Genomic DNA, 23,994 nt, shown 5'->3' with positions numbered 1-23,994 from the left:
TTTTTTTGCATGGAAAAACGAGTTCAAACCGAATGGATCACGTTGGCAGGGAGATCTTGATAAAGGGGAGTACTCAGGTATCTTTCCCCGTAACTTGGTTGGATCACAACAATGAGTTTGCCACTGTTTTCTGGACGTTGGGCAACTTTGATCGCGGCACAGAGGGCGGCCCCCGTTGAAATGCCCGATAAAATACCTTCTTCCCTAGCTAGACGACGACCAAAATTAATCGCGGCTTCGTCGGTCACCGTCACCACTTCATCGATGATGGTTTGATTGAGCACACTGGGGACGAAACCCGCACCGATGCCTTGGATTTTGTGGGGGCCGGGTTTACCACCAGAAAGTACGGGGCTATTGGCTGGTTCAACGGCGATCGCCTGGCATTCGGGCTTATATTTTTTTAGCACCTCGGCGATTCCGGTAATTGTGCCACCGGTACCGACTCCAGCAATGATCATATCGACTTTCCCTTCCGTATCCTCCCAAATTTCGAGGGCTGTAGTTTTGCGGTGGGCATCGGGGTTCGCCAAATTATTAAACTGCTGCAACATATAGGCATTGGGCAGGGTATCGACGATTTCCTGGGCTTTGGTGATACAAGCACTCATGCCCGCATCCCCAGAGGTCAGTTCGAGTTGTGCTCCATAGGCGAGGAGCATGGCCCGTCGCTCCATACTCATGGTTTCTGGCATCGTCAAAATTAACTGATAGCCTTTGGCGGCGGCGGCCATCGCTAGGGCAATGCCTGTATTCCCGGAAGTCGGTTCCACCAAAATCGTTTTACCGGGGGTAATTTCCCCAGCGGCTTCGGCAGCTTCGATCATGTTGACGCCAATGCGGTCTTTAACGGAGGCGGCTGGATTCATCCCTTCTAATTTGATCACAACCTGGGCAACACAATTTTCCTGCTCAGGAATACGATTTAACTGCACAAGGGGCGTTTTTCCTACTAATTCGGTAATGTTCTTGGCAATTTTCATGGTGGGTGAGATTGTGCCGCTAGGGGTGAAACAGAATGGCGAACCGATGTTCATTATAGATGCCGACTCCCCTGAAAAGATGTTCCTTCAACTGTTTGAGAAAATTTGGGGTAATCGGCCCTTGGTTTAGGGGCAGAGACTGGCCTGAATTGGAGGCAGTAATCCAAGCTCCGTTAGGAAACCAAGGCATGGTGCTGTAGATCTTCGAGGCGAACAATTTCTAGGGCTTTTGCGTGGGTGGCTTCGAGGTGAACTGGGGGCGCAACACCGACCTCAAAGGCTTCTTGCCAGCGGGCAGCGCAGAGACACCAGCGATCGCCAGGTTTGAGGCCAGGGAAATGGTATTGGGGCACGGGGGAACTCAAGTCGTTGCCTTGGTTTTTGGTGAATTCCAAGAAAGCTGGCGTCATTTTTGCACAGACCACATGGCGGCCAAAATCATTTGCGCCAGTGGTGCAGCAGCCATCTCGATAAAATCCAGTTAAGGGGTCGGTACTGCAAGGCTGGAGGGCAGTTCCTAAAACGTTTTTTGCGTCTGTCATCGGGGTTAAAAAAATCCTCATTGCAAGGGTGGACAATTCCAATGATAACGACCGACACGACGGGTAACGCAGATTAGGCCATAGGAAAACCCCCTCCCCAATTTAGTGATTGGAGAAGGGAAAGCCAAGGGATTTAATCTAGGAATCTAGCGGCCAAGTTTTTGTTCTAAAGCGGCGATCATCGTTTATTTTTAGTTTAGTAATTTGAAGTTTTTCAATATATTTGGACAAATAAAAGGAGTATCACAGCATGAAAATTAGTGCAGAAATCGAAAAACTATCTTTTGTCGAGTGGTCGGACTTAAGGCAGCTTCCAAATTGTCCAGCTATTTACTTTGTTGTTGATTCGAAAAATATCATTCAATACATTGGTCAGGCAAAAGATTTAGAAAAAAGGTGGAGAAACCATCATCGTAAGTTTCAATTGGATCAAATCAATGAAAAATATCCAATTAGATTATATTGGATTATTTTAAATCTAGATGATTTAAAAACTGCGGAAAAACATTTTATTGAGAAATACAAACCATTACTCAATTCTACAATTGTTGAAACACCTGAAGTTATTCCGTCTGAAGTTATTTTGAAGCAGTTGTTGCGAAAAATTGCACGTAAAATCTGTGTTATTGGGATATCTGAAAATCCTAGTAGTCGCTTAAAGACAGTTTATGCTAAATTCGACGCTCAAAATTGTACAAAAAAAGGAGCAGCGGCAATCATCAAAAAGTTTCAAGCAGAAAATAAAGGTTCTTCTTTAAAAATAAAAAGAACTAAATATGTAAGCAAAATCTATGGCGAAGTTCATCGTGTTGGCAGTAGAAAAGCACGTAGGCAAGCATTAGAAAATCGCACCTATAATAATCATTGGGAAATCGGATGCAATGGCGTAATAATTGACATTACTCCAGAAAATGGTCTGCATCAGTTGGCTTTCTTTAAAGAGAGAGCTATTCCTTGGAAATTGGCAAATGTCACCATTCGCGCATTGAAACCTGAAGATTTTTTAGAAATACAAGAAAAAACTCTTATCTCACATTATAAATGTCAAGAATTATCTCCAATAAACATCAATATTGATCCTATTCCTATTCTGTGGAAGAACTAGAAGTCTAAACTTAAAGAATGAATTTTATAATTCAGTTCCAATAATACCGACCGACAGGACTGGCAATGTAAATTGAGCTATTGTATTGGGCCGTAGGAAAATCCCCTCCCCAAGACGGTGGTTGGAGAAGGGACATTAATACGGGATAAAAAGATTCAACCTGTAACTCTATCGACCGAGTTTTTGTTCTAAAGCGGCGATCGCCAACTTAGTTTTCAGGAGAGAATCAGGGTTCAAACTGATGGAATCAATGCCCAATTCAACGAGAAATTCAGCAAATTCTGGATAATCAGAGGGAGCTTGACCACAAATACCGATCTTGCGACCATATTTTTTCGCCCCTTCGATCGCCATGCGAACCATGCGTTTTACCCCTTCATTCCGTTCATCGAAAATGTGGGCAACCAGCGCAGAATCGCGATCCAAACCTAACGTTAATTGGGTGAGGTCGTTGGAGCCAATGGAGAAACCGTCAAAGACTTCACTGTACTCATCCACGAGAATCACGTTAGAGGGCAATTCGCACATCACGTAAACTTGCAGTCCATTTTCCCCACGGCGGAGGTCATGTTTTGCCAATTCAGCTAACACTTTACGACCTTCTTCGGGGGTGCGACAGAACGGAATCATCGGAATAATATTCGTCAGACCCATTTCATTGCGGGCAATCTTAAAGGCTTCGCATTCCAAACCAAAGGCTTCAGAATAATTAGGATCGTAGTAGCGGGAAGCACCACGCCAGCCAATCATCGGGTTTTCTTCCGTCGGTTCAAATTGACGACCGCCGAGCAGATTTGCATACTCATTGGATTTGAAGTCGGACATACGAACCACAACCGGATTCGGATAGAATGCGGCGGCAATCATGGCGATGCCACTGGCGAGTTTATCCACGAAGAAATCAGCTTTATTTTCATAGAGATGGGTGAGTTCGGCGATCTCTTTTTTCACCATGAGATCTTCGAGTTCATCAAAGTGGATGAGGGCTTTGGGGTGGGCTTTAATGTGGTTGGCAATGATGAATTCAAGGCGAGCTAAACCAACACCATCGGCAGGTAAAGGCGAGAGCGAAAAAGCCTGTTCGGGGTTACCCACATTCATCAAAATTTTGGTCTTGGTGGTGGGCAGATTTTCAAGGGACGTTTCTTCCACTTCAAACTTCAGCAGACCCTCGTAGATCTTGCCGTCTTCCCCTTCACAACAGGAGACGGTTACGTCTTGACCAGACTTCACCAAGGTCGTGGCATCACCGCAACCCACCACGGCAGGGATCCCCATTTCTCTGGCAATAATCGCCGCGTGACAGGTGCGTCCGCCTTGGTCGGTGACGATCGCCGACGCTTTTTTCATGATCGGTTCCCAATCGGGATCGGTGCGGCGGGTGACCAGCACTTGACCGGGTTTGAAGAGTTTAATTTGATCCACATCAAGGATTACGTTGGCTTCCCCCTGACCGACCATTTCCCCAACGCTGCGACCGTGGGCAATGACGCTACCAGTTTCTTGGAGCTTGTAGGTGCGGATCACGTTGGCAGCTTTCTGGGATTGCACCGTTTCCGGACGAGCTTGGACGATAAAGAGTTCACCCGTTAACCCATCTTTTGCCCATTCAATATCCATCGGCGTGTATTGGCCCCGGACGTTGGAATAGTGTTCTTCGATGGTGGTCGCCCAACGTGCCAAAGTGAGAACATCTTCGTCACTGACACAGAATTTATTTTGGAGTTCTTCGGGAACATCGACGTTTTTGGTGAGTTTTGCACCATCGGCATAGACCATTTTAATCTTCTTGCTGCCGAGACGACGTTCGAGAATCGGTTTAAAGCCATCTTTCAGGGTGGGTTTAAAGACGACAAATTCGTCGGGGTTGACTGCGCCTTGCACCACGTTTTCACCCAAGCCATAGGCTCCAGTAATGAACGCTGCATCTTTAAAGCCGCTTTCGGTATCGATGGAGAACATTACGCCGGAGGTGGCGAGATCGGAGCGCACCATTTTTTGGACACCGACGGATAGGGCCACTTCAAAATGATCGAAGCCGTTGTGCTGCCGGTAGGCGATCGCTCGATCCGTGAACAGCGACGCAAAACACTTGTGGCAGGCTTCGAGAACGCCCTTGACACCGTGGACATTCAGATAAGTTTCCTGCTGTCCCGCAAAACTGGCTTCCGGCAAATCCTCTGCCGTGGCACTGGAACGTACCGCCACATCGACGTTGTGGGCACTGTCTTCGCAGGCTTGTTTGTCTGCCCCCTCAAAGCGATCGCACACATCAGATTTAGCCCCATAGCGCTCACACATTTTTTTGTAAGCAGAGGCGATCGCCACCTGGAGATCCTGGGGGAACGGCGTATTTAAAATCAAAGCTCGTGCCTGCCGCCCCCGTGCTTGGAGATTCGCCACATCATCCGTATCTAAATCTGCAAACAATGTCCGCAACTTTTCCTCTAAGCCCGCAGATTTAACAAAATGCCGATAGGCATGGGCCGTCGTCGCAAATCCGCCTGGAACATTGACCCCCTGGGGCTGTAACTGCTGAATCATTTCCCCAAGGGAAGAATTTTTGCCGCCAACCAGACCCACATCCAGGGAACCAACCTCCTCAAACCACAAAACGAGCGCTTCGGTTCTCGCATCAGAAGCCGTAGCCGTGTTAAGAGTGCTAACCATAACGATAAAAACTCCTTAATCATCCCTCTCCGTACACCTCGATCCTAAAAGACTTAAAATGAGCCCTTTACAGAAATGAAATATATCCTTACCTTTCACTTCTGTTTAATGAAAAAACATCAAGAAAAACAAGCTTGATGTTGCCTAAAAAGACAATATTTTTTTCTTATCTTTATTTAAGATATTTTTAACCTTTTCAAGATAAGTCAAGGCGCTTTAAAAAAGAAAAAGACTAGGTTTTTCCCAGTCTCGCCGCCCAAGTTGATTGGTTTTTATCAATATTGATCAAGGTTGCAATCAGTCACTGACCACAGTATCTCCCTGGCCCCAGAAGCCATCATATTTTTTGACAGTAATATCCCCTTCTACGCTAACTTGGCAAGCCAGACGCCGTTCTTTGTCTGGGTTATGGGGCGGGAGAGAGAGGCGTGTTTTTTCTTTCCAGCTCTGGGCTGAAACAGGGCCAGTAATTTCGACAGCACAGGTGCCACAGGTACCAAGGCCATGGCAATTGATAGTTTTTGCATTGCCATTGTAAAGACTAATTTTGTTGGCTAGCAGAACTTTACGTAAATTATTGCCTTGATTGCAGGTAATGGTTTGATTTCCGAAGGTGATAGTCGGCATGGTTGGTGTTTTCTCTCATTATCTCAATGATGATTGCTTCTATGGTGCCACACTTTCTAAAAAGGGTCGGTTAAAGATGCTGCAAAACCAATTTTTTTGTGGGGAAGCTATCACCATAAATCACTGAGATCTAAAATAAAATTCTGTAAAATATCCTCTCCGGTAAGCTGTTTGGGGGTCATTAAAATTTCCACGGTTCGACCAGGACGATAAATTTCCACTTGGCGATCGCCTTGGTTAATGAGCCAGCCCAACCGACAACCATTGGCTAAATATTCCTGCATCTTTTGCCGGGTCTGTTGTACCAGATCACTGGGCGAGAGCAGTTCGGCGACAAAATCAGGGCAGAGGGGAACAAATTTTTGCTGTTGTTCTGGGGTAAGGCTATCCCAGCGGGATTTTTCGACCCAACACATATCCGGCGATCGCGTCGCACCATTGGGCAAAACAAAGCCCGTCGAGGAATCGAAGCATTCCCCTAGGCGATAATGATTATTCCAAATCCCAAGCTGGACATTTAACTTGAAGTTGAGTCGGCCAGTTTCACCACCAGTAGGGGCCATGATCACAAGTTCTCCTTGGGCTGTGCGTTCGAGTTTTGCATCGGGATTCGCCTGACAGAGCTGGGCAAATTGGCCTTGGGTCAGGGTCAAAACGGGCTGGAGATCAAGGGTTACGGTAGCCATTGTCACGACCTCTCGCGGCGGAATGCTCCCATTGTAGGCAAGTTTTTTGGGGGATGGAGAATAGGGGATTCGAACCCCTGACCTCTGCGGTGCGATCGCAGCACTCTACCAACTGAGCTAATTCCCCAGAACGAAAAATTATTTTAGCACCTCTGCGGGGGGCGCAAGGCTGGGATCAATGCGTTCGAGTTCTAGATCGCTGAGGTAGTCCACACACCAGTTACTGCAACGCTGCAACATATGAAATGGATAGGTATGGGCGACGCCAACCACGGGAATACCGATGGATTTGGCGGCTTGGATACCATGGAAATTATCTTCAACGGCGAGACAATTTTCAGGCTGGATATTTTGGTCAGGAAATTTCTGGTTCAGTTGGGCGATCGCCAGGCGATAACCATCTCCGTTCGGTTTAAACGTTTTTACCTCATCGGCGGTGACAATCACATCAAAAGCTTGGTCAAGTTGCGCTTGCTGGAGAATAAATTCGGCATCGGCACGACAATAGCCCGTTACAATCCCCATGGGAATATTTTTGAGTTTAATCGCCGAAATTAGGGGAACAACGTCTTCATAGAGGGGGAACGGCTTTATTTCCCGTAATTTGCTTTGGTAAAGTGCAGATTTTTGTTGAATCAGGCCGTCAAGTTGCGCCTCGGAGAATACCCGCCCCCGGAGTGCAAGATTTTCCTTGAGGCAGCGGCGATCGCTTTTGCCCAGGCTGCTGTCGCGATAGAGGCGGTCGGTAGGTCGGAGATTTTCGGCCAGCAAAATGTCATCGATCAGCTCAAATTGGAGGGCCGTATCGTTCAGAAAGACTCCGTTGATTTCAAATAAAACGGCTTTGAGCAGGGTCATAACGGGACGATGGGAGGGTGAAAGTTTACGTTTTTTGACCAAGGGTCAGGTTTTTGCCTGGTAATCCTCATCTTAGAATAAGCGTTGATATTTGCGGGCGATCGCCATGGCTTTGATGACGGATATTCCCCAGCGACACATTCTAAAAACAAGGGTGCATTGCCTAGATTATCAACGGGCCTGGGCCGAAATTGCGGCGGCGATCCGCAATGGGACATTTGGTTATGGGGCGATCGCCAATGTGCACATGGTGATGACGGGCTACTGGGATCGAGGGTTTCAAAAAATCATCAACCAAGCCCTGGTAACAACTCCCGACGGTATGCCCTTAGTTTGGGGGTTGCGATGGTTGGGTTATCCCCAGGCGATCCGGGTTTATGGGCCGGATTTGATGCTCCATTGTTGCGCCATGGCTGCCCAGGAGAAACTTCCGGTGTATCTCTACGGCAGTCGCCCAGAAACCCTGGAAAAATTGCAGCAAAATCTTTTAGAAAAATTTCCCAATTTGCAAATTGCCGGAGTAGAAGCACCCCCCTTTCGGTCACCAACCTCCGCCGAGGCGATCGCCACAAGACAGCGCATCGAACAATCTGGCGCGAAGCTGGTTTTTGTCGGTTTGGGTTGCCCGAAGCAAGAAAAATGGATGGCCGAAAATAGTCCTCACCTTAATGCCGTTTTGTTGGGGGTGGGGGCTGCCTTTGATTTCCATGCGGGTACGGTTTCCCAGGCCCCCCACTGGTTGAGGCCCCTGGGTTTGGAGTGGCTTTATCGACTGATCCAAGAACCCCGCCGCCTCTGGAAACGTTATCTCATCCACAATGGGGCGTTTATTTTGCTGTTTGGTTGGCAACTGCTCCGGCGGCGATCGCCCTAGTTTTTTTCAGATTCTACCCACCCCTGAGGGATTTTAAGTATTTTTCTTTGTATTGCCAATTGATGGCCTCGATCCATGCCCAAGTCTCCGTTTCCCCTTCCCACCCAGGATATCCGCGCGATTCATCCGCTCCACTGGTTAAAAACTGCCCAAGGCCGCTGGAAAAGGGGTTTATTACTGGTGGGTAGTGATCTGTTGGGGTTGGCGATCGCCTGGCAACTCGCGGACTACATTAATAATTTTTATTCACCGATTCCGGCGGATCTGGTCTGGTGGGTGTGGCTCGATATTCCCAGTCTGTTCTGGATTTTTGCCATTGTCACCCTCTGTTTTTTCTTTGGAAATCATCTCTATCGCCTGCCTCCGGCTCCCCAGAACTACACCCGCGCTGCCTGGATCATCACCTTGGTCTATGGTTTATTCTTGGTCGGCAGTTATTTTCACAATCCAATGTTGGATCCGCCCCGTTCACTTTTTATTACGGCGTGGTTTCTCAGCATTGCCTTTGTCGTAGGTTTTCGCTTTATTCTGACCCTCATCCTACGGCAGTTTGATCGCCAAGCACCGCCGGTAAATGTCTTTTTGGTAGCACCGGCAAAACAGTTGGACTGCCTCAAGCGGGTGATCAAAAAACGTCCCCATTACAAAATTGTGGGTGCTGCCCTCGCTTCCATGGCCGGCACCCAGGCCACCATTGCCCAAATTCGTCAGTCAGGCGCCCAGGAGGTTTTAGTCAAAGACTTGCCGGAAACGGAATTAGCTTCCCATTTGTTTTGGCACTTGCGCAGTGCGGGGATTGCGATTCGTTTGATGCCATCCAGTCGGGAAATGCTTTATCGTCGGGGTTTACCGGAAATGTTCGCGGGAATTCCCACCCTCCGCATTGAAACGCCCTTGTTATTGTGTTGGGATTATCGCCTGAAACGCTGGTTTGATTTCCTGGGTGCAGGGTTGGGTCTACTGCTAATCTCACCGCTGTTGGTCGGCGTGGCGATCGCCATACGTCTCGATTCACCGGGGCCAATTTTCTTTCGGCAACCGAGGGCGGGTCTTAATGGCAAACCCTTCAAGATGTGGAAATTCCGCACAATGGTCGTCGATGCGCCCCAGTTGCAGGCCCAACTAGAAGCGCAAAATCAAATGAAAGATGGGGTCTTGTTCAAGATTAAAGACGATCCCCGCATTACCAAGCTTGGTAAATTTCTCCGCCGCACCAGTATTGATGAGTTGCCCCAATTAATTAATGTGGTACTGGGTCAGATGAGTTTGGTGGGGCCGCGCCCCTTGCCATTGCGGGATGTGGAACGGTTTGACGAATGGCACCATATCCGCCATCAGGTGTTGCCGGGGATCACGGGGCTCTGGCAAATTTCGGGCCGCTCTGATCTGAGTGATTTTAATGATGCGGCACGGCTAGATTTGTACTACATTGACAATTGGTCTTTGAACCTCGATCTCGATATTCTGCTAGAAACGGTGCGGATCGTCTTTTTTGGCAAAGGCGCTTATTAGGCCGGAAAACCGTTGGTTTCGAGGTAATGGCGGATATCATCAAAGGTTTCCCAAGGCACGTAAGCTTTGCCTTCTTCGTCCAGGTATTGCTGGAGGCGATCGCGGGCAAAAACCAAATCTGCTTTGAGGGCCATATTGATATCCGTCAGGGAATCCCCGATGGCGATCGCCTTTTGGTATTTATACTTCCCCATCACTTGCACTTTTTCCACCATCTCCGTCCCCCCTTCAAAGGGCGCAATAATTTTGAAGTAGGGATCAAAGGTATCAATATTCATCGCGGCCACCGTTTCAATGTGATCGCGCAGGGGTGTGCCATCGGTACCGGGGCGCGCTAAAACTCTTTCCACCATTGGCACGAGGCCACCGGAGACCACCACAATCGGCACTTGGCGATCGCCTAAAAACTGGAGAAAATCACTGAAGCCCTGACGCACAGGCTTATCGTCTACCTCACCGACAAAAGCAGCAAATTGCTCCGAGGGAATCGCTTCGAGGATTTTGCGTACCCCTTCCCGGAGCGTAATCTTGCGGTTATACAAGCCCGGAAGAATGTCAGCGGCCACCTCCGGCGCATATTTACCGAGGGCATCGCCGAAGGTATCGACAGTCGTAATTGTGCCGTCAAAGTCACAAAATACAATCGTTTGGGCATCCATTAACTTTTGTAACGTAACAAGTTCCCCAGGATTATAGTCCGCTTTGGGATAATTTTGATCTTGTACTTTCCCTTACGAAGCAAGGAGAGTCTGCGTGCGGGGATCGAATTCAAAAACAGCCCCTTGGAAATTTGTCTGATTTAGTTTAGCGCCCTGAAACTTGGCTCCCCGGAGGTCAGCACGGGCGAAATTGGCTCCCCGGAGATTTGCGCCCCGAAAATCGGCCCTTTGGAGTTGGGCATGCCGAAAATCCGTCGAAACTAATTCTGCTTGCTGAAAATTGCTGGCGATCGCCTCTACATATTGACAGTTAGCGGCGGTTAAATTTCCGTGTTGGAAATCAGCTTGGTGCAGAGATGCCCGTGAGAAATTGGCCCGGACAAAACTCGTAAAACGCAGTTTGGCTCCAGTTAAATTGGTTCCCACCAAGTTCATATCGTGGCCTTTTCCACCACAGAAAAGAATTCCAGCACAATTGAGACCACTAAAATCCTGCCGCCGAAAATCAACACCATTGAGATAGGCGGCCTGTAACTGTATGCCTTGTAAATTTGTTTCCTGCAAAATCGCACCGCTGAGCTTCGCCTCACTCAAATTACTCCAACTGAGATCCGCTCCTGTTAAATTGGCCCCGCGAAAATTGACTCCCGTTAAATTGGCGCCACAGAGATTCACATTTTGGAGATCCGCCATGAAAAAAGTGACCCAACGCATAATGGCCCCACTGAGCTGGGCGTGATTTAGGGTTGCTTGGGTTAAGGTTGCCCCCTGGAGATTAACTTTCGTGAGATCCGCGCCGGTCAAATCGGCTTGGTCTAATTTGGCATAGCTAAGGTTCGCGCCGTATAAAAAAGCTCGCTTGAGGTTGGCCTGACGTAGATGGCAATGGTGCAAATTCGTCCTTGCGAGGGAGGCAGAAACAAAATTTCCTCCGGTAAAGTTGGTATGAGCTAGGTCTAACCCAGTCAAGTTTGCGGCAGTAAACCGTTCCCTGGGAAATAACCTCTGTCCCAAGGCATAGTCATTGAGAAGCGCTTCAATATTCATAGGGCCAGCTTTATGCAACCGAGCACCAAAAACGAGCAGCACCATTTGTAAATGCTACCTGCTGGCATCGGCCTCCTCTTTTATTAGAAAAGCAAACATACTCTATTTACTGAAGAAGCATTTAATTCTTAATGTTTCGATAATCTTCTTTGTGAACTGTTAATCTTGACAACAGCGGTTCATCAAATCTAAGACATTTTCTACAGCATAGATGGGGGTCTCTAAGGCGATCGCCACTTCTGCCACCGTTTTATCATCGAGGAATTTGGCTTCATCGTGCTTAAGCATCACCGTCGGGAGCAAAATGCCATCGCCAAAATCTCGGCCAGCCAGTTTTTTGATCAAGTCTTCTCCCGTAAGCAGTCCGGTAACGGTAATGGCTTGGCCCCAGTAGTCACTATTTAAGGCCGCCAGGGTAATTGTTAAATGTTCCACTTGGTTTAGACGCGCGACAAGGGGTTCAAAGGCTTGTTCTACGGCATTCCCTACGACCCAGGTAAAGTGTTTGGGTTTGGCGATCGCCGGCGGTAAAGTTTCATCGGCGGTATTGAGAAAATCCCGGATGAACTGGCGAATCGAACCCACCCCATTCCCCAGTTGAGGATAGTCTTCATAATGGGACTCTGGCGGCAGTTCTGCCCGCGCAATCAGAAACCACTCATCGGCCAGCCAAGCAAAATTTGTCTGAAACTGTTCCCGGAATTCTGCCTGGAGCGCTGTCACCTGGGCGATCACTTCCTGGGCTTTGGCCTGATCAACGGGGCTCAGTTCCGCCAAATTAGGGCGAAAACGAGTTAAACCGACCGGTACCACCGCTGCCGAAATCACAGCGGGTAAATCTCCCCTGTGAAATTCAGCCAAATCCCGCAATGTTCTTTCTAAATGAGGCCCATCGTTGATCCCAGGACAAACGACGACTTGGGCATGGATTTGTAAGCGATGATCCGCAAACCATTGGAGTTGCGTGAGAATTTCCCCGGCGCGGTCATTTTTGAGGAGTTGCCGACGAATCTCCGGCTCAGTGGCATGGACGGACACAAACAGGGGCGAGAGGCGCATTTGGTTAATGCGTTGCCATTCCCGCTCGGTCAGGTTGGTCAGGGTGAGATAACTGCCATAGAGAAAGCTGAGGCGATAGTCGTCATCTTTTAAGTAGAGGCTTTGGCGTTTGCCGGGGGGCTGCTGGTCGATAAAGCAAAAGGGACAGCGATTATTGCACTGAATCAAACCGTCAAAGAGGGCATTGTCAAACTCTAAACCCAGGTCTTCGTCGTAGTCTTTTTCGATTTCGAGGTGATGGGATTTCCCCTTAGCATCGAGGACTTCTAATTCGAGGTATTCGTCGGCGCAAAGAAATTGATAATCGATGAGATCCCTCGGCTTCATCCCATTGATAGAAACGATGGCATCACCAGCCTCAAAGCCAATTTCAGCGGCAATGGAATCGGGGACAACATGGCAAATTTGGGCGGGCTTGATGGTGGAGACGCTCATGGGTTAACGCAGCAGGGTTAATGCCAAGATGATCATACCAAAGCCTAATCGATACCAGACGAAAACCCAGGTTTGGTGTTTTTGGAGAAATTGGATCAGCCAGGCGATCGCCAAGTAGGAAAACACCGCTGAGGAAATCAGACTGACAATTAGGGTGAGGGGCGGCACCGTCGTTAATCCCCCACTCACTAATCCTTGGAATTCCACAAGGCCAGCGATGGTAATAGCCGGAATCCCTAGCAGAAACGAAAAACGCGCCGCCGTAGCTCGGTCTAGATTCATAAACAAACCCGCTGTAATCGTCGAACCAGACCGTGACACTCCGGGGATGACAGCAAGGGCTTGGGCGCAGCCCATGAGAATACCATCCTTGAGGCTGAGCTGGTCAAAGGCGCGTTGGTGCCGGGGATAACGTTCTGCGATCGCTAACAAAATCGCCATCACAATGGAGGCGATCGCAATGGCGGTTAAGCTGCGCAACGGTGACGCGTCATAGTTAGGGACAAAAATTTTGAGCAGCAGACCCACGCCGAGGATCGGGAAAGTCCCCCACACGATGCCCCAAAACATGCGCCACTCTTGTTTTTGCCAATCTTTTTGTTGCCAAGCTTGCCAGGCCCCACCAATGACCTGCCGTAAATCTTGCCAGAAATAACCCAGCACAGCGACGATGCTCCCCAGTTGAATCACGGCGGTGAGAGCCACCCCTGGATCGGGCCAACCGAGGGCTACGGGAATCACCTTGAGGTGAGCAGTGCTACTGATGGGGATGAATTCGGTTAAGCCTTGCACCAATCCTAAAATAATCCCTTGGAACCAATTGAACTGTACCGGGGCGATCGCCAACGTATTTTCGGGTGTGGCGGCATTGATGCGCAGATGCCAAAAGCTAATCAACAGAAATAGAACCAAGCCGAGGGCCACCATACTGCTGAACTCAAACCAGTGCCGTTGTTGCTTTTTTTTGAGCATTGATGTCGCTTCCCTTGGGCGTCGGGTAAATCTGCCTCAACTACTCTAGTCAATCTGGTTGACCTTGACTAGCTTTTAGAAAAATCCGGCCTGGGGATTCCCCACTTGGAGGTTAAATCCTCGGCGATCGCCCCTCAGAAATGGCAAAATCAGGCAAATTTCCCGTCCTCTTTATGAGAAAATCGGGAGTCGTAAGTTAAAATTCATTAATAAATATTTACAAGTTATTGTTACAAACCACTTTGTTTTGCTGAACCATCCTCTTTTCTCTGTCGGTGCAGTGTATGTTCTCAAGCGACAACAGGATCTTCGCCACAATATTCCCCTGCTAATTTGCCTCGCGTCGGGCTTCTTGGTTTCTGTGCCTGTTTTTTTCCAAGCCCCCCTGGTCAGGACGGCTCCCTGGCTGAGTTTGGCCTTGACTCTCCTCTGGGTAGCGATCGCCTGTGGCCTCCGGCAGCGAGAAAATACCGAAATTTGGGGTGATCTCCTCTGGGGTTTTAGCTGGAGCTGGTTAGCCGGAGCTATCTATTGGGGCTGGTTGCGCTATGAACCCTTTTTACATCTTCCGGTGGAGGCGATTGGGCTACCCTTTGCCCTGTGGGGCCTGTGGCAAAAGCGGGGCTTGGTGGGACATTTGTTTTACCTGGGTTCCCTCCTTGGTACGGCGATCACCGACATTTACTTTTACCTCACGGATTTGATCCCCTACTGGCGCAAGCTCATGTATGCCGAGCCAGATTTTGTGATGCCCATTTTCCAAGCGGCCTTAGCCCAGATGCAGACCCTCTGGGGCATTAGTTGGGCAGTTGTTCTGGTGAATTTATTGATCGGCATTAGTTGGTGGGCCTTCCGTCAGCCCCAAATCCCCTACTGGAGTTTCGCCGGGGCCGTGGTCAGTACTCTCCTCGTCGATGGTCTGTTTTGGATTGCGGCTTGCTTCGCCTAGGAGATTTTGTTGCTTGATCATCTCCAACTGAAAAACTTCACCAAAAATCTTCGGTAAATCTTCGCGCACTTGGGCCAAGGTAATCTCCGGTAAAAACTGCTGCAAACTCCCCACGGGGCGATCGCCAATGCCGCAGGGAACAATCCGTTTAAATCCCGCCAAATCCGGGCAAACATTCAGGGCAAACCCATGCATCGTAATCCAGCGCTTCACCTTGATGCCAATGGCTGCCACCTTGTGACCCTCGACCCACACCCCAGTTAGTCCAGGAATTCGTTCTCCCACCAAGCCATAGCGCGCCAAAAGCCGAATTAAGACTTCTTCCAATTGCCGCAGATACCAATGCAGATCTTGTTGGTGGCGACGCAAATTCAAAATCGGATAACCGATCAATTGTCCCGGACAATGGTACGTCACTTCGCCGCCCCGCTCTGTCCGATGCAATTCTACGCCTGCGGTTTCTGGAGCAAATTTCACAAAATCCAGCTTTGAACCTGTCCCTAGGGTATAGACCGGCAAGTGTTCCAGCAGCAGTAAAACATCACTCAACTGCCCATCCCGTAGGCGTGCTTCCACCAGTTGTTGTTGCTGTGCCCAAGCTTCGGTGTAAGGCCAAATTCCCCCTTGATAAAATAGACAAAGGGGGAAAGGGTGTGAATTGATATGACGCAATGTCAAGGGATCCGACAAAACATTAAAAGTCATCAAGGGGCGATCGCCTTTTGGCAAAACAATGTTAGATATTGTCCTCACCATAGCAAAGAGTTAAGAACTGTAAAAGCTTCCTGGCTTTCTTAATGTTTCAAAAAAGATAAATTGACAAGGCCCAAAGGCAAAACCTACAATTAAAACTATAGAGAGAAAGAGATAAATCCTAAAAATTCCCAGTCAATAAGTTGTCAGCAACTAATTTTCTCCAAAAGAACTAAAAACCGCTTAATTTTCAGTTTGTTTATCTCGTCAAAAAAAGTTTCTCTAGTATTCAAACCTACGCTAATACTTGTAGAAGTGTTGCGTAATATTAAACGGACGGATCTATATATGACGCCACCACAATAGTTTTTCGCCTTGAAGAAACCTTGCTAGAATAACGAAACACTTCACCAACAAGTTCTTGTTTACACCAGTCATTTCATTGCGAATTTTCTTAGGCTTAAAATCTAGATTTTATTCGTAAATTGTGTACAAAGTAAACTTGTTTTATCCATTCAGATGGAGTAACCAGAGACTATGAAGCTATTGATCCAAGGCAACAACATTGCAGTAACTGAATCGATCCATGACTATGTTGAAAGTAAGCTTGAAAAAGCAACTAAGCACTTTCAAACCTTCGCCACAAAAGTAGATGTGCACTTGTCTGTTGCTAACAATGCTCGCATTACCGACAAGCATAAAGCTGAAGTTACTGTTTACGCCAATGGTACAGTGATTCGCGCCCAGGAAGGCAGTGAAAATCTCTACGCCAGCATTGACCTTGTTTCTGATAAAATCGCCCGCCAACTCCGCAAATATAAAGAGAAAAATTTTGGCAAGAAAACCCACGTTCAGGAAAAAACCAGTGAAGTGTTACCTGAGGATCCGGTGCCAGATAATCTCATTGGCGATCGCGCCCCAGAGCTTCCCTCTGAAGTGGTGCGGATGAAGTATTTTGCGATGCCCCCCATGACCATTGATGAGGCTTTAGAGCAGTTGCAGTTGGTAGACCACGACTTCTATATGTTCTTGAACAAAGACACAAACGCCATCAATGTGATCTATATCCGCAACCACGGTGGTTATGGTGTAATCCAACCGCGCCTTGGCAAAGAATAGTTGATTTTTTCCAGGTTCATTTAATGGCTTTTAGATAATAGTTATTATTTGGATCATCGGCAAATCTAATCCCTGATTTAAAGGAAAGTTTTCTAACATAAAGCTTTCCTTTTTTATTGCTTCTTTTTTGTGGGTTATCAGAGACTAATTAACTTAAATATTTAGCAAATTTGGTATTGAACCATTGCGCCCCGTTGCACCTGAAAAAAGTGTTGGGCATTACCTTGATTTACACTGATTTCTAACCAACCATGGCTTCCTACCAAGGCACAGGGATGATTTTCCGGCACATCTCCATAGGTACAAACCAGGGGAATTTGTTGACCCGCTAACGTTGCTTGGCCCTGATTATTTGCACATACAGTATTGGGAATGGTGGTAATCAAGTTCCCAAAGTGGTCAATATGCTGGATTATCCCGGTGTAGGACTTGCCATTGCTCTGATAGGGTGGAACATCTAAACGCATGATTTCTGTTGATTTAAGGGGACGGCCCAGCTTGGATAAAGGAACGCCCAGGGAAAGATGGGCTGCTACTGGCGCGAAAATGTCCCGGCCATGGAAAGTGTGACTCAGGTTTTCCCTCAGAGGCGATCGCCAATACTGGGGATTATCCAGTTCTACTGCCGCAACAATGGCATCCTCTGCAAACAAACCGCTCCCTAGACCGTTATTTGGCCCCACAAAATAACCTTGTTTCAATGCCACGGCGATCGCCTGGCGGTTAGTGCCTACCCCCGGATCCACAACGCCCACGAAGATTGTGTCCGGCGGGAAATAAGGCGCTGCACTCAACAGACAAAAGCGACCAGCCCACAGATCCTGGGGCGGAACATTGTGGCTGAGATCAATCACCAAAGCTTGGGGGGCGATCGCCGCCATAACCCCCTTCATTGTCCCCACATAGCCCTCCTGTAAACCGAAATCTGTCACTAAGGCGATCGCCATCATGTTTTAAGTATTTTGTAGTATTTGATACAGTTTAATCTGAAGCCTGTTACTCTAAAAATAGCCAATTATCCCCAGCGAGAAGATCATGTTTAGAAACGTTCAACAGCAAATCGTCAAGCAAATTAAACGCACCCACCGCGAAAACCTCAAGAAAAATTTGCAGCATCGCCTCGAAGCCGCCCGGAATTCCGGCAATGACCACCTCGTGCAACAGTTAGAAGCGGAGGCCCAGTACCTTGGGATCGGTTAAACAATATTCATCTCAGCCGAATAATTTTTTTACCAAAACAAGAAAAAAAGGGAGTGTTGAAAAACATTCCCTTTTCTTTCGGTTAATTTGATGGATTTGCTTAAAACGAAGGCTCACTTTTCAAAAAGCTAAATAAACCTCCAGGCCGAAAATCAGCAATCATTGCCGAGCCTATTTACCCATGCCCAGTTTTTGGGCTTTTTGGTAAACCTTCCCTTCCGTCAACAGCGAAGGAGCAATTACTACTTCTACCTGTTGCATTTCCTTGATATTTTTGGCGCCGAGGGTTCCCATACTTGTTTTGAGAGCGCCCAAGAGATTATGGGTTCCATCATCAAGTTTCGCTGGCCCCGTCATAATCTGGGTAATCGTGCCAGTTGTTCCCACATTAATCCGGGTTCCCCGGGGTAGTACAGGGCTAGGTGTCGCCATCCCCCAGTGGAAACCGCGACCCGGTGCTTCCGCCGCACGGGCAATGGGAGACCCAATCATTACTGCATCTGCCCCAGAAGCAATACATTTACAAATGTCGCCACCAGTAACAATTCCACCATCGGCAATGATCGGCACATAGCGGCCAGATTCTTTCTCATAATCATCGCGGGCCGCAGAACAATCAGCAACTGCGGTTGCCTGGGGGACACCAACTCCAAGCACACCACGGGAGGTACAAGCCGCTCCGGGGCCAATCCCCACGAGCACGGCCGCTGCCCCTGCACGCATCAGTTCCAACGCCGCATCATAGGTAACGCAGTTCCCCAGGACAACTGGAATGGGCAGTTCAGAACAAAGTTTGTGCAAGTTTAGGGGGACAATCCCTTCAGGAGATAGGTGAGAAGTAGAAACTACCGTTGCTTGGATAAAGAGAATATCGGCCCCAGCATCAGCGACAATTTTGCCATATTTGGTGGCACCGACAGGGGTAAGACTCACTGCAGCGAGGCCGTTTTGGGCCTTGATTTCTTGGATGCGTTTCTGGATTAGCTCCGGTTGGATCGGCTTGGAATAGAGCTCTTGCATTAAGCCGACAAACTCGGTTTTATCAACTGCGGCGATCCGATCAAGGACTGGGTTGGGGTCTTCATAACGGGTTTGGAGTCCCTCAAGGTTCAATACGCCCATTGCACCCAAATCAGAAAGCAGCGCTGCCATTTTTACATCGACAACGCCATCCATTGCACTGGCTAAAATTGGGATATTTAGCTTAATTCCACCAATTTCGAGACTGGTATCTGCCAGTTCAGGGTCTAGGGTACGACCGCCCGGAACGAGGGCAATCTCATCGAATCCGTAAGCACGACGAGCTGTTTTGCCACGACCAATTTGAATGTCCACTCTTACTCCTTAATGATTGCCAAAACTTAAATGTGTCAGTCTAGGATAACTGATTGCTTGCATTTTCTTACAAAAAAGCGACCACCAGACGTCAATCTTTCTGGAGGCTGAATTTTGGGCTTGGTGCTGGTGACTCAGTTCGTGTGTAGATTCACGTAAAAGCAACTCGATGGACCAGCCTCATTTTCACGGAAGCGAACAACCATTTCTCCTAGTTAAGCATCACTTTGTTGTAAAAGAATTGACAGGTAAGAGTGAGAATTAGAGTGAAAAATGACTAGGATTTTGATTGTCGGATCCAAAGAAGTGGTAGAGAATATTCTGGGAAAGAGGCTCCCAAGGTGTTGAAGCTTGAGAGGTCGCTACAGGATTCTAAAATTTTTCCTGGGGAAAGATTTTGTCTTTAAAAAAGATTTACGGGTGATTGACGATCGCCAAGGGACTATCGACCATTAAGCGGCCCTAGAAACTATAAAGGCCAGGGGCATAGGATTCGACAACATTACCGGTTTCTTCACAGCTCACCATTAAATAATCGCAGGTTTCACAAGTTGTTTCCCGCAGGCTAGAGTTGTGTAAATAACGGCGCAGAGCTGGAGCACCACAGTTCGGACAGGGGAGCGAATATGAACAATCCATAGCTTTGTCCTGAATTCTAAAAAAATTGAGGTCGGTGATTTTGAGGGTCGTTTGAAGTTTCATTAAAAAAGCTTTTAAATGCAATTGAGTTGATCCCAAGAATATTCTCTTACCTTTTTCTTTGATCCTAAACATACTTAAGACTAATTTAAGTTTTTACCGAAAAATAGTCAAAAAGCAGTTTCGGGTTTTCCGTACTTTTAAGTAAAGGTTAACAAAAAAACATTAAGTTTGTCGGCCCTTTAAAAGAGTGTGAGCCTCCGTCGGGACACATCTTTCACAAGGCCAGTGAACCTTAGCAGTGGGGGAATGGGATAAGATGACGGGCAGTCATTGTCTATGAAAAATTATGGAATCTCTTGCTTGGCAAGCCGTCAAAGCTTACGAAGATATTTTGTATCAAAAGTTAGATGGGATTGCAAAAATCACGATTAATCGTCCCCACAAGCGCAATGCCTTTCGACCCCAGACAATCTTTGAAATGTATGAGGCCTTCTGCGATGCCCGGGAAGATCAAGACATCGGTGTCATCCTGCTCACGGGGGCTGGCCCCCATACGGATGGGAAATATGCGTTCTGCTCTGGTGGCGACCAATCGGTGCGGGGTGAAGGCGGCTATGTCGATCAAGCCGGGGTACCGCGCCTAAACGTGCTGGATCTGCAGAAACTGATTCGCTCGATGCCCAAGGTGGTGATCGCTTTGGTGGCGGGCTACGCGATTGGCGGCGGCCATGTACTGCATCTTCTCTGTGATCTAACGATTGCCGCAGATAATGCAATTTTTGGGCAAACGGGGCCAAAAGTAGGCAGTTTTGACGGTGGATTTGGGGCGAGTTACATGGCGCGCATTGTTGGACAAAAAAAAGCCCGGGAAATTTGGTTTCTTTGTCGCCAGTATGATGCCCAGCAAGCGTTGCAAATGGGCTTGGTAAATCAGGTGGTTCCCGTCGCCCAGCTAGAGGCTGAGGGGGTACAGTGGGCCAGGGAAGTGTTGAGTAAAAGCCCCATTGCGATTCGCTGTCTCAAGGCAGCGCTGAATGCTGATTGTGACGGGCAAGCGGGCCTCCAGGAGTTAGCGGGGAATGCCACTATGCTTTATTACATGACAGAAGAGGGCAGAGAAGGGAAGCAGGCTTTTTTGGAAAAGCGATCGCCAAATTTCCGCCAATATCCCTGGTTGCCGTAAAAAACCCTAGGCGATCGCCCAGGTAAGATGAGGATTCATTACCACTAAAGGATCCCAATTTGGTAGAGTAGATACCGATATAAAACCGGATAGCTTGTCCCTATTAGATCCCAGACTTTTAAAAAATTAAGTGGAACGGACAAGATTAGTTCCGCCCTGAGATTGACAAAAAGAGGTTAATCATGAAGTTACGTTCGTTATTAGCAGCCATTCTGGCTCTGTGTATCGGCGTGCTAACTGCTTGTAGTGAAGCGCCCGATGCTGCGACCGTCGATGTGAAGCAACTAACATACGACGAAATTCTCAATACAGGACTCGCGAACTCCTGCCCCCAAATCGCGAACTTCACCCGGGGAACAATTCCCATTGCCCCCAATGAAACCATTGAATTCTCTGACCTCTGCTTAGAGCCTCAAACCTATTTCGTTAAGGAAGAGCCCCTCAACAAGCGTCGTGAAGCTGAATTCATCGAAGGTAAGCCCCTTACCCGCTACACCTCTTCCCTCGAACAAATGACCGGGAAGATCAAAGCCGATAGCGACGGGCTCCTTACCCTGGTAGAAGAAGACGGTATCGATTTCCAACCAATTACGGTTCAGTTGCCCGGTGGTGACCAAGTACCTTTCCTCTTCACCATTAAAAATCTAGTGGCCCAGACCTCTACCCCGTCTGATTCCATCAACACTTCCACTGACTTTATCGGTGAATTCCGGGTTCCCCCCTATCGTGGTGCCGTATTCCTTGATCCCAAGGCCCGTGGTACCGCTAGTGGTTATGACAACGCTGTCGCTCTACCTTCCCAAGCCGATGAAGAAGAGCTAACCCGCGCCAACATCAAGCAGTATGAATCTCGCACTGGTGAAATTTCCCTGCAAATTGCCAAAATCGACGAGAAAACTGGTGAAATTGCCGGCACCTTTGAAAGCGAGCAAACTTCATCCACTGACATGGGTGCAGAAGATCCCGAAGAAGTCCGAATTCGCGGTATTTTCTATGCACGTCTAAAGACGGCTGCTTAATTTCAACTTCTCAAACACTGTTCAATCGAGGGGCGGCAATGCCCCTTTTTTGTGGTCTTTTTTCGTTGTGGTTGACTAAATTTTCGCCTACCTCTTTCCCAAACTCTTTTAGAAAAAGCTTTCGAGAAGAAAAATCTGGATTTTAGGCTAGTCGTAAAAAAACTGAACATCAAAAAGATCTAGAGTCAAGGAACCCTAGATCATCGCCTCATCCTCTTGGGATGGCTCATTTATGTTTATGACAATGTGTCCAAGTAATCCCGCATAATATTGCGGCGTTTGGGCTGGCGGAGTTTCTGGAGAGCCTTTGCCTCAATTTGGCGTACTCGTTCCCGCGAAAGCTCTAGCATTCGGCCAATCTCTGCGAGGGAGTAGGTTTTACCATCGCCTAGACCATAGCGCAGTTGAATGACTTCCCGTTCCCGGTCGGTGAGTTCTGTCAGTAAGTTATGCAAGTCACGTTGCAGAGACTCCCGCACAAGATTTTCTTCGGGGGAAGCATCTTGGGTTTCTAGGAGATCACCTAACTCTGTGTCCCGGTCTTTGCCGACGCGAATTTCGAGGGAAACGGAACGGGGAACCTTTTGTAAGACCTCTCGCACCTGCTCTGGGGTCATCTCCAGGGCCTGGGCTACGTCGTCTAAGCTGGGGGTACAACCCTGGGTTTGGGAAATTTGCCGCTGTGCTTTTTTGATTTTATTGAGCTTTTCGGTGACGTGAACCGGGAGACGGATGGTGCGACTTTGGGTGGCGATCGCCCGGGTAATCCCCTGACGAATCCACCAGTAGGCATAGGTCGAGAAGCGATAGCCCTTTGTCGGGTCGAATTTATCCACCGCCCGCTCTAAACCGAGGGTTCCTTCTTGAATAAGGTCTAAAAGTTCGAGGCCGCGGTTCTGATATTTTTTGGCCACAGAAACCACCAAACGGAGGTTGGCCTGGATCATGTGCTCTTTTGCCTTGGCCCCAGCCTTGAGGATCGAGTCAAGTTCTTTAACGCTTAAGCCCACTTGCTCAGCCCAACGCTGTTTACCCTGGCGAATGATATCCCGCAATACGGCTCGCTCTAGGTCCATTTCCTGGGCCCAGCGATTGAGGGAAGGGCGGCAACCCAACTCAATGGCTAGGCGGTCATGGACATTGATACAACTCAAAAATTCTGCCAAAATTTCGTCGCCTGCTTCTGCCCCCTCTTGTCGTTTTTCCAAAAGCTGGATATAATTTTGAACCTTGCGGGCTTCCGTTAGCTCTTCATCTCTTTCGAGTAACGGTACGCGCCCGATGTCCTGCAGATACAGCCTCACTAAATCTGTGGTCTGACCATTCCGGAGGGTTGTTTCATCCGGATCAAACACAGCAAGCTCATCGTTGCTAGCGGTTTCGGTTAGGGAGTCAAAGGAACCTTGGCTCTTGGACTGCTTGGCGGTGGTCATAATGGCGACTCTCCTGAAAAATATTAGGGGGGTGCTTACCCTTAAATTTCCCTGAATAAAAGTCCTTTTCAAGGTTTTGATATATAAATTAACATCTCGGCCCTGGCCCAAAGGCGATCGCCGCTACAGTTTCATGTCAAATTTTCATGACAAAATAATCCTTTAAAGGCCAACAAAATCGTCAAATATTGCCAGTATCCAAGGCGTTTTTGTCAGCATTTACCAATATAAAAACAAGGCGATCGCCCCCAAAGCCTAAAAACTCGAAAAACTTAATTTGCGGTGGTTCTAGCGACCCCATAGAATTAAACTCGCGCCACAGAAAACAGGGTTTTGTACCGTACCGATCAATACAATTCGCCCGCTTTTCCCGTTGCATGATTAGTCCTAAA

22 protein-coding genes, 1 tRNA gene and 1 pseudogene are annotated in these 23,994 nt (G+C 48.1%); 8 read left to right on the top strand and 16 right to left on the bottom strand.

The annotated features are described in order from the left end of the window. Positions 1–23 precede the first annotated feature (23 nt). Positions 24–983, bottom strand: coding sequence for a cysteine synthase A (gene cysK / locus AACT35_RS07695; protein WP_012305882.1), 960 nt, complete (start codon positions 981–983; stop codon positions 24–26). Between the two features lie 173 nt (positions 984–1,156). Beyond that, the gene (locus tag AACT35_RS07690; RefSeq protein ID WP_030006051.1) at positions 1,157–1,525 is read right to left on the bottom strand and encodes a DUF2237 family protein; all 369 of its coding nucleotides are present in this window, start codon (positions 1,523–1,525) and stop codon (positions 1,157–1,159) included. 250 nt (positions 1,526–1,775) lie between these two features. Between AACT35_RS07690 and AACT35_RS07685 the strand changes: the two genes are divergently transcribed. Next, the gene (locus AACT35_RS07685) at positions 1,776–2,630 is read left to right on the top strand and encodes a GIY-YIG nuclease family protein (protein WP_099240338.1); all 855 of its coding nucleotides are present in this window, start codon (positions 1,776–1,778) and stop codon (positions 2,628–2,630) included. A 168-nt stretch (positions 2,631–2,798) separates the two neighbouring features. Here the strand turns inward: AACT35_RS07685 and ppsA are convergent, their stop codons facing one another. The 5 genes from ppsA to AACT35_RS07660 form a co-directional block, all read right to left on the bottom strand. After that, positions 2,799–5,300, bottom strand: a complete 2,502-nt coding sequence (gene ppsA, locus AACT35_RS07680; RefSeq protein ID WP_099240336.1) for a phosphoenolpyruvate synthase — start codon at positions 5,298–5,300, stop codon at positions 2,799–2,801. A gap of 297 nt (positions 5,301–5,597) precedes the next feature. Beyond that, positions 5,598–5,927 carry a 2Fe-2S iron-sulfur cluster-binding protein gene (locus AACT35_RS07675; protein WP_065709944.1) on the bottom strand — a complete coding sequence of 110 codons (330 nt, stop codon included), beginning with the start codon at positions 5,925–5,927 and terminating at the stop codon, positions 5,598–5,600. A gap of 110 nt (positions 5,928–6,037) precedes the next feature. Beyond that, positions 6,038–6,613, bottom strand: a complete 576-nt coding sequence (locus AACT35_RS07670; protein WP_065709945.1) for a Uma2 family endonuclease — start codon at positions 6,611–6,613, stop codon at positions 6,038–6,040. A 54-nt stretch (positions 6,614–6,667) separates the two neighbouring features. Then, positions 6,668–6,740 (bottom strand) — tRNA-Ala (locus AACT35_RS07665). Between the two features lie 11 nt (positions 6,741–6,751). Further along, positions 6,752–7,471 (bottom strand): HAD family hydrolase, encoded by a 720-nt coding sequence (locus AACT35_RS07660; protein WP_099240334.1) that lies wholly within the window; start codon positions 7,469–7,471, stop codon positions 6,752–6,754. A 106-nt stretch (positions 7,472–7,577) separates the two neighbouring features. Here AACT35_RS07660 and AACT35_RS07655 point away from each other — a divergent pair, with 106 nt between their 5' ends. Next, a complete protein-coding gene (locus AACT35_RS07655) occupies positions 7,578–8,345 on the top strand; it encodes a WecB/TagA/CpsF family glycosyltransferase (protein WP_099240332.1) in 768 nt (255 codons plus the stop codon). A gap of 75 nt (positions 8,346–8,420) precedes the next feature. Beyond that, a complete protein-coding gene (locus tag AACT35_RS07650; RefSeq protein ID WP_099240329.1) occupies positions 8,421–9,857 on the top strand; it encodes a sugar transferase in 1,437 nt (478 codons plus the stop codon). On the opposite strand, the gene AACT35_RS07645 is transcribed toward AACT35_RS07650, so the two are convergent. The 4 genes from AACT35_RS07645 to AACT35_RS07630 all read right to left on the bottom strand — a co-directional run bounded on the left by AACT35_RS07645 (position 9,854) and on the right by AACT35_RS07630 (position 14,029). Continuing rightward, positions 9,854–10,516 carry an HAD-IB family phosphatase gene (locus AACT35_RS07645; protein ID WP_099240327.1) on the bottom strand — a complete coding sequence of 221 codons (663 nt, stop codon included), beginning with the start codon at positions 10,514–10,516 and terminating at the stop codon, positions 9,854–9,856. The two genes, AACT35_RS07650 and AACT35_RS07645, sit on opposite strands and share 4 nt — an antisense overlap. A gap of 72 nt (positions 10,517–10,588) precedes the next feature. After that, the gene (locus AACT35_RS07640) at positions 10,589–11,608 is read right to left on the bottom strand and encodes a pentapeptide repeat-containing protein (protein ID WP_052349586.1); all 1,020 of its coding nucleotides are present in this window, start codon (positions 11,606–11,608) and stop codon (positions 10,589–10,591) included. Positions 11,609–11,722: 114 nt separating this feature from the next. Then, positions 11,723–13,057: a TIGR03279 family radical SAM protein gene (locus tag AACT35_RS07635; protein ID WP_099240325.1), complete on the bottom strand. Its 1,335-nt coding sequence runs from the start codon at positions 13,055–13,057 to the stop codon at positions 11,723–11,725. Between the two features lie 3 nt (positions 13,058–13,060). Next, the gene (locus AACT35_RS07630; RefSeq protein ID WP_062431904.1) at positions 13,061–14,029 is read right to left on the bottom strand and encodes an undecaprenyl-diphosphate phosphatase; all 969 of its coding nucleotides are present in this window, start codon (positions 14,027–14,029) and stop codon (positions 13,061–13,063) included. Positions 14,030–14,309: 280 nt separating this feature from the next. Here AACT35_RS07630 and AACT35_RS07625 point away from each other — a divergent pair. After that, a pseudogene (locus AACT35_RS07625) lies at positions 14,310–14,906 on the top strand (DUF3120 domain-containing protein); the annotation flags it as partial. Here the strand turns inward: AACT35_RS07625 and lipB are convergent. After that, positions 14,853–15,683 carry a lipoyl(octanoyl) transferase LipB gene (gene lipB / locus AACT35_RS07620; protein WP_099240321.1) on the bottom strand — a complete coding sequence of 277 codons (831 nt, stop codon included), beginning with the start codon at positions 15,681–15,683 and terminating at the stop codon, positions 14,853–14,855. The pseudogene AACT35_RS07625 and the gene lipB sit on opposite strands and share 54 nt — an antisense overlap. 525 nt (positions 15,684–16,208) lie before the next feature. Here lipB and hpf point away from each other — a divergent pair. Further along, complete coding sequence (gene hpf / locus AACT35_RS07615; RefSeq protein ID WP_012305897.1) at positions 16,209–16,790, top strand: ribosome hibernation-promoting factor, HPF/YfiA family; 582 nt, start codon at positions 16,209–16,211, stop codon at positions 16,788–16,790. Positions 16,791–16,951: 161 nt separating this feature from the next. On the opposite strand, the gene AACT35_RS07610 is transcribed toward hpf, so the two are convergent. Next, on the bottom strand, positions 16,952–17,740 hold the full coding sequence (locus AACT35_RS07610; RefSeq protein ID WP_099240319.1) for an SAM hydrolase/SAM-dependent halogenase family protein: 789 nt from the start codon (positions 17,738–17,740) through the stop codon (positions 16,952–16,954). An 85-nt stretch (positions 17,741–17,825) separates the two neighbouring features. On the opposite strand from AACT35_RS07610, the gene pirA reads away from it, so the two are divergent. Next, positions 17,826–17,990, top strand: coding sequence for an arginine synthesis PII-interacting regulator PirA (gene pirA / locus AACT35_RS07605; protein ID WP_012305899.1), 165 nt, complete (start codon positions 17,826–17,828; stop codon positions 17,988–17,990). 171 nt (positions 17,991–18,161) lie between these two features. Here pirA and AACT35_RS07600 read toward each other — a convergent pair whose 3' ends face one another. Together AACT35_RS07600 and AACT35_RS07595 are read right to left on the bottom strand one after the other, a co-directional pair. Further along, entirely contained in the window at positions 18,162–19,325 is a 1,164-nt protein-coding gene (locus AACT35_RS07600) for a GuaB3 family IMP dehydrogenase-related protein (protein ID WP_012305900.1), read from the bottom strand. Positions 19,326–19,787: 462 nt separating this feature from the next. Continuing rightward, positions 19,788–19,964: a hypothetical protein gene (locus AACT35_RS07595; protein WP_041443725.1), complete on the bottom strand. Its 177-nt coding sequence runs from the start codon at positions 19,962–19,964 to the stop codon at positions 19,788–19,790. 349 nt (positions 19,965–20,313) lie between these two features. On the opposite strand from AACT35_RS07595, the gene menB reads away from it, so the two are divergent. Both menB and AACT35_RS07585 read left to right on the top strand, forming a co-directional pair. Next, the gene (menB, locus tag AACT35_RS07590; RefSeq protein ID WP_030006063.1) at positions 20,314–21,150 is read left to right on the top strand and encodes a 1,4-dihydroxy-2-naphthoyl-CoA synthase; all 837 of its coding nucleotides are present in this window, start codon (positions 20,314–20,316) and stop codon (positions 21,148–21,150) included. 182 nt (positions 21,151–21,332) lie between these two features. Beyond that, positions 21,333–22,169 carry a photosystem II manganese-stabilizing polypeptide gene (locus tag AACT35_RS07585; protein ID WP_030006064.1) on the top strand — a complete coding sequence of 279 codons (837 nt, stop codon included), beginning with the start codon at positions 21,333–21,335 and terminating at the stop codon, positions 22,167–22,169. Between the two features lie 236 nt (positions 22,170–22,405). Here AACT35_RS07585 and sigC read toward each other — a convergent pair whose 3' ends face one another. After that, positions 22,406–23,602 carry an RNA polymerase sigma factor SigC gene (gene sigC / locus AACT35_RS07580; RefSeq protein WP_062431912.1) on the bottom strand — a complete coding sequence of 399 codons (1,197 nt, stop codon included), beginning with the start codon at positions 23,600–23,602 and terminating at the stop codon, positions 22,406–22,408. Positions 23,603–23,994 lie beyond the last annotated feature (392 nt).

The sequence above is a fragment of the Synechococcus sp. BDU 130192 genome, assembly GCF_963876085.1.
Classification (GTDB): Bacteria; Cyanobacteriota; Cyanobacteriia; order Cyanobacteriales; family MRBY01; genus MRBY01.
This window is presented reverse-complemented; position numbering and strand designations above follow the sequence as displayed.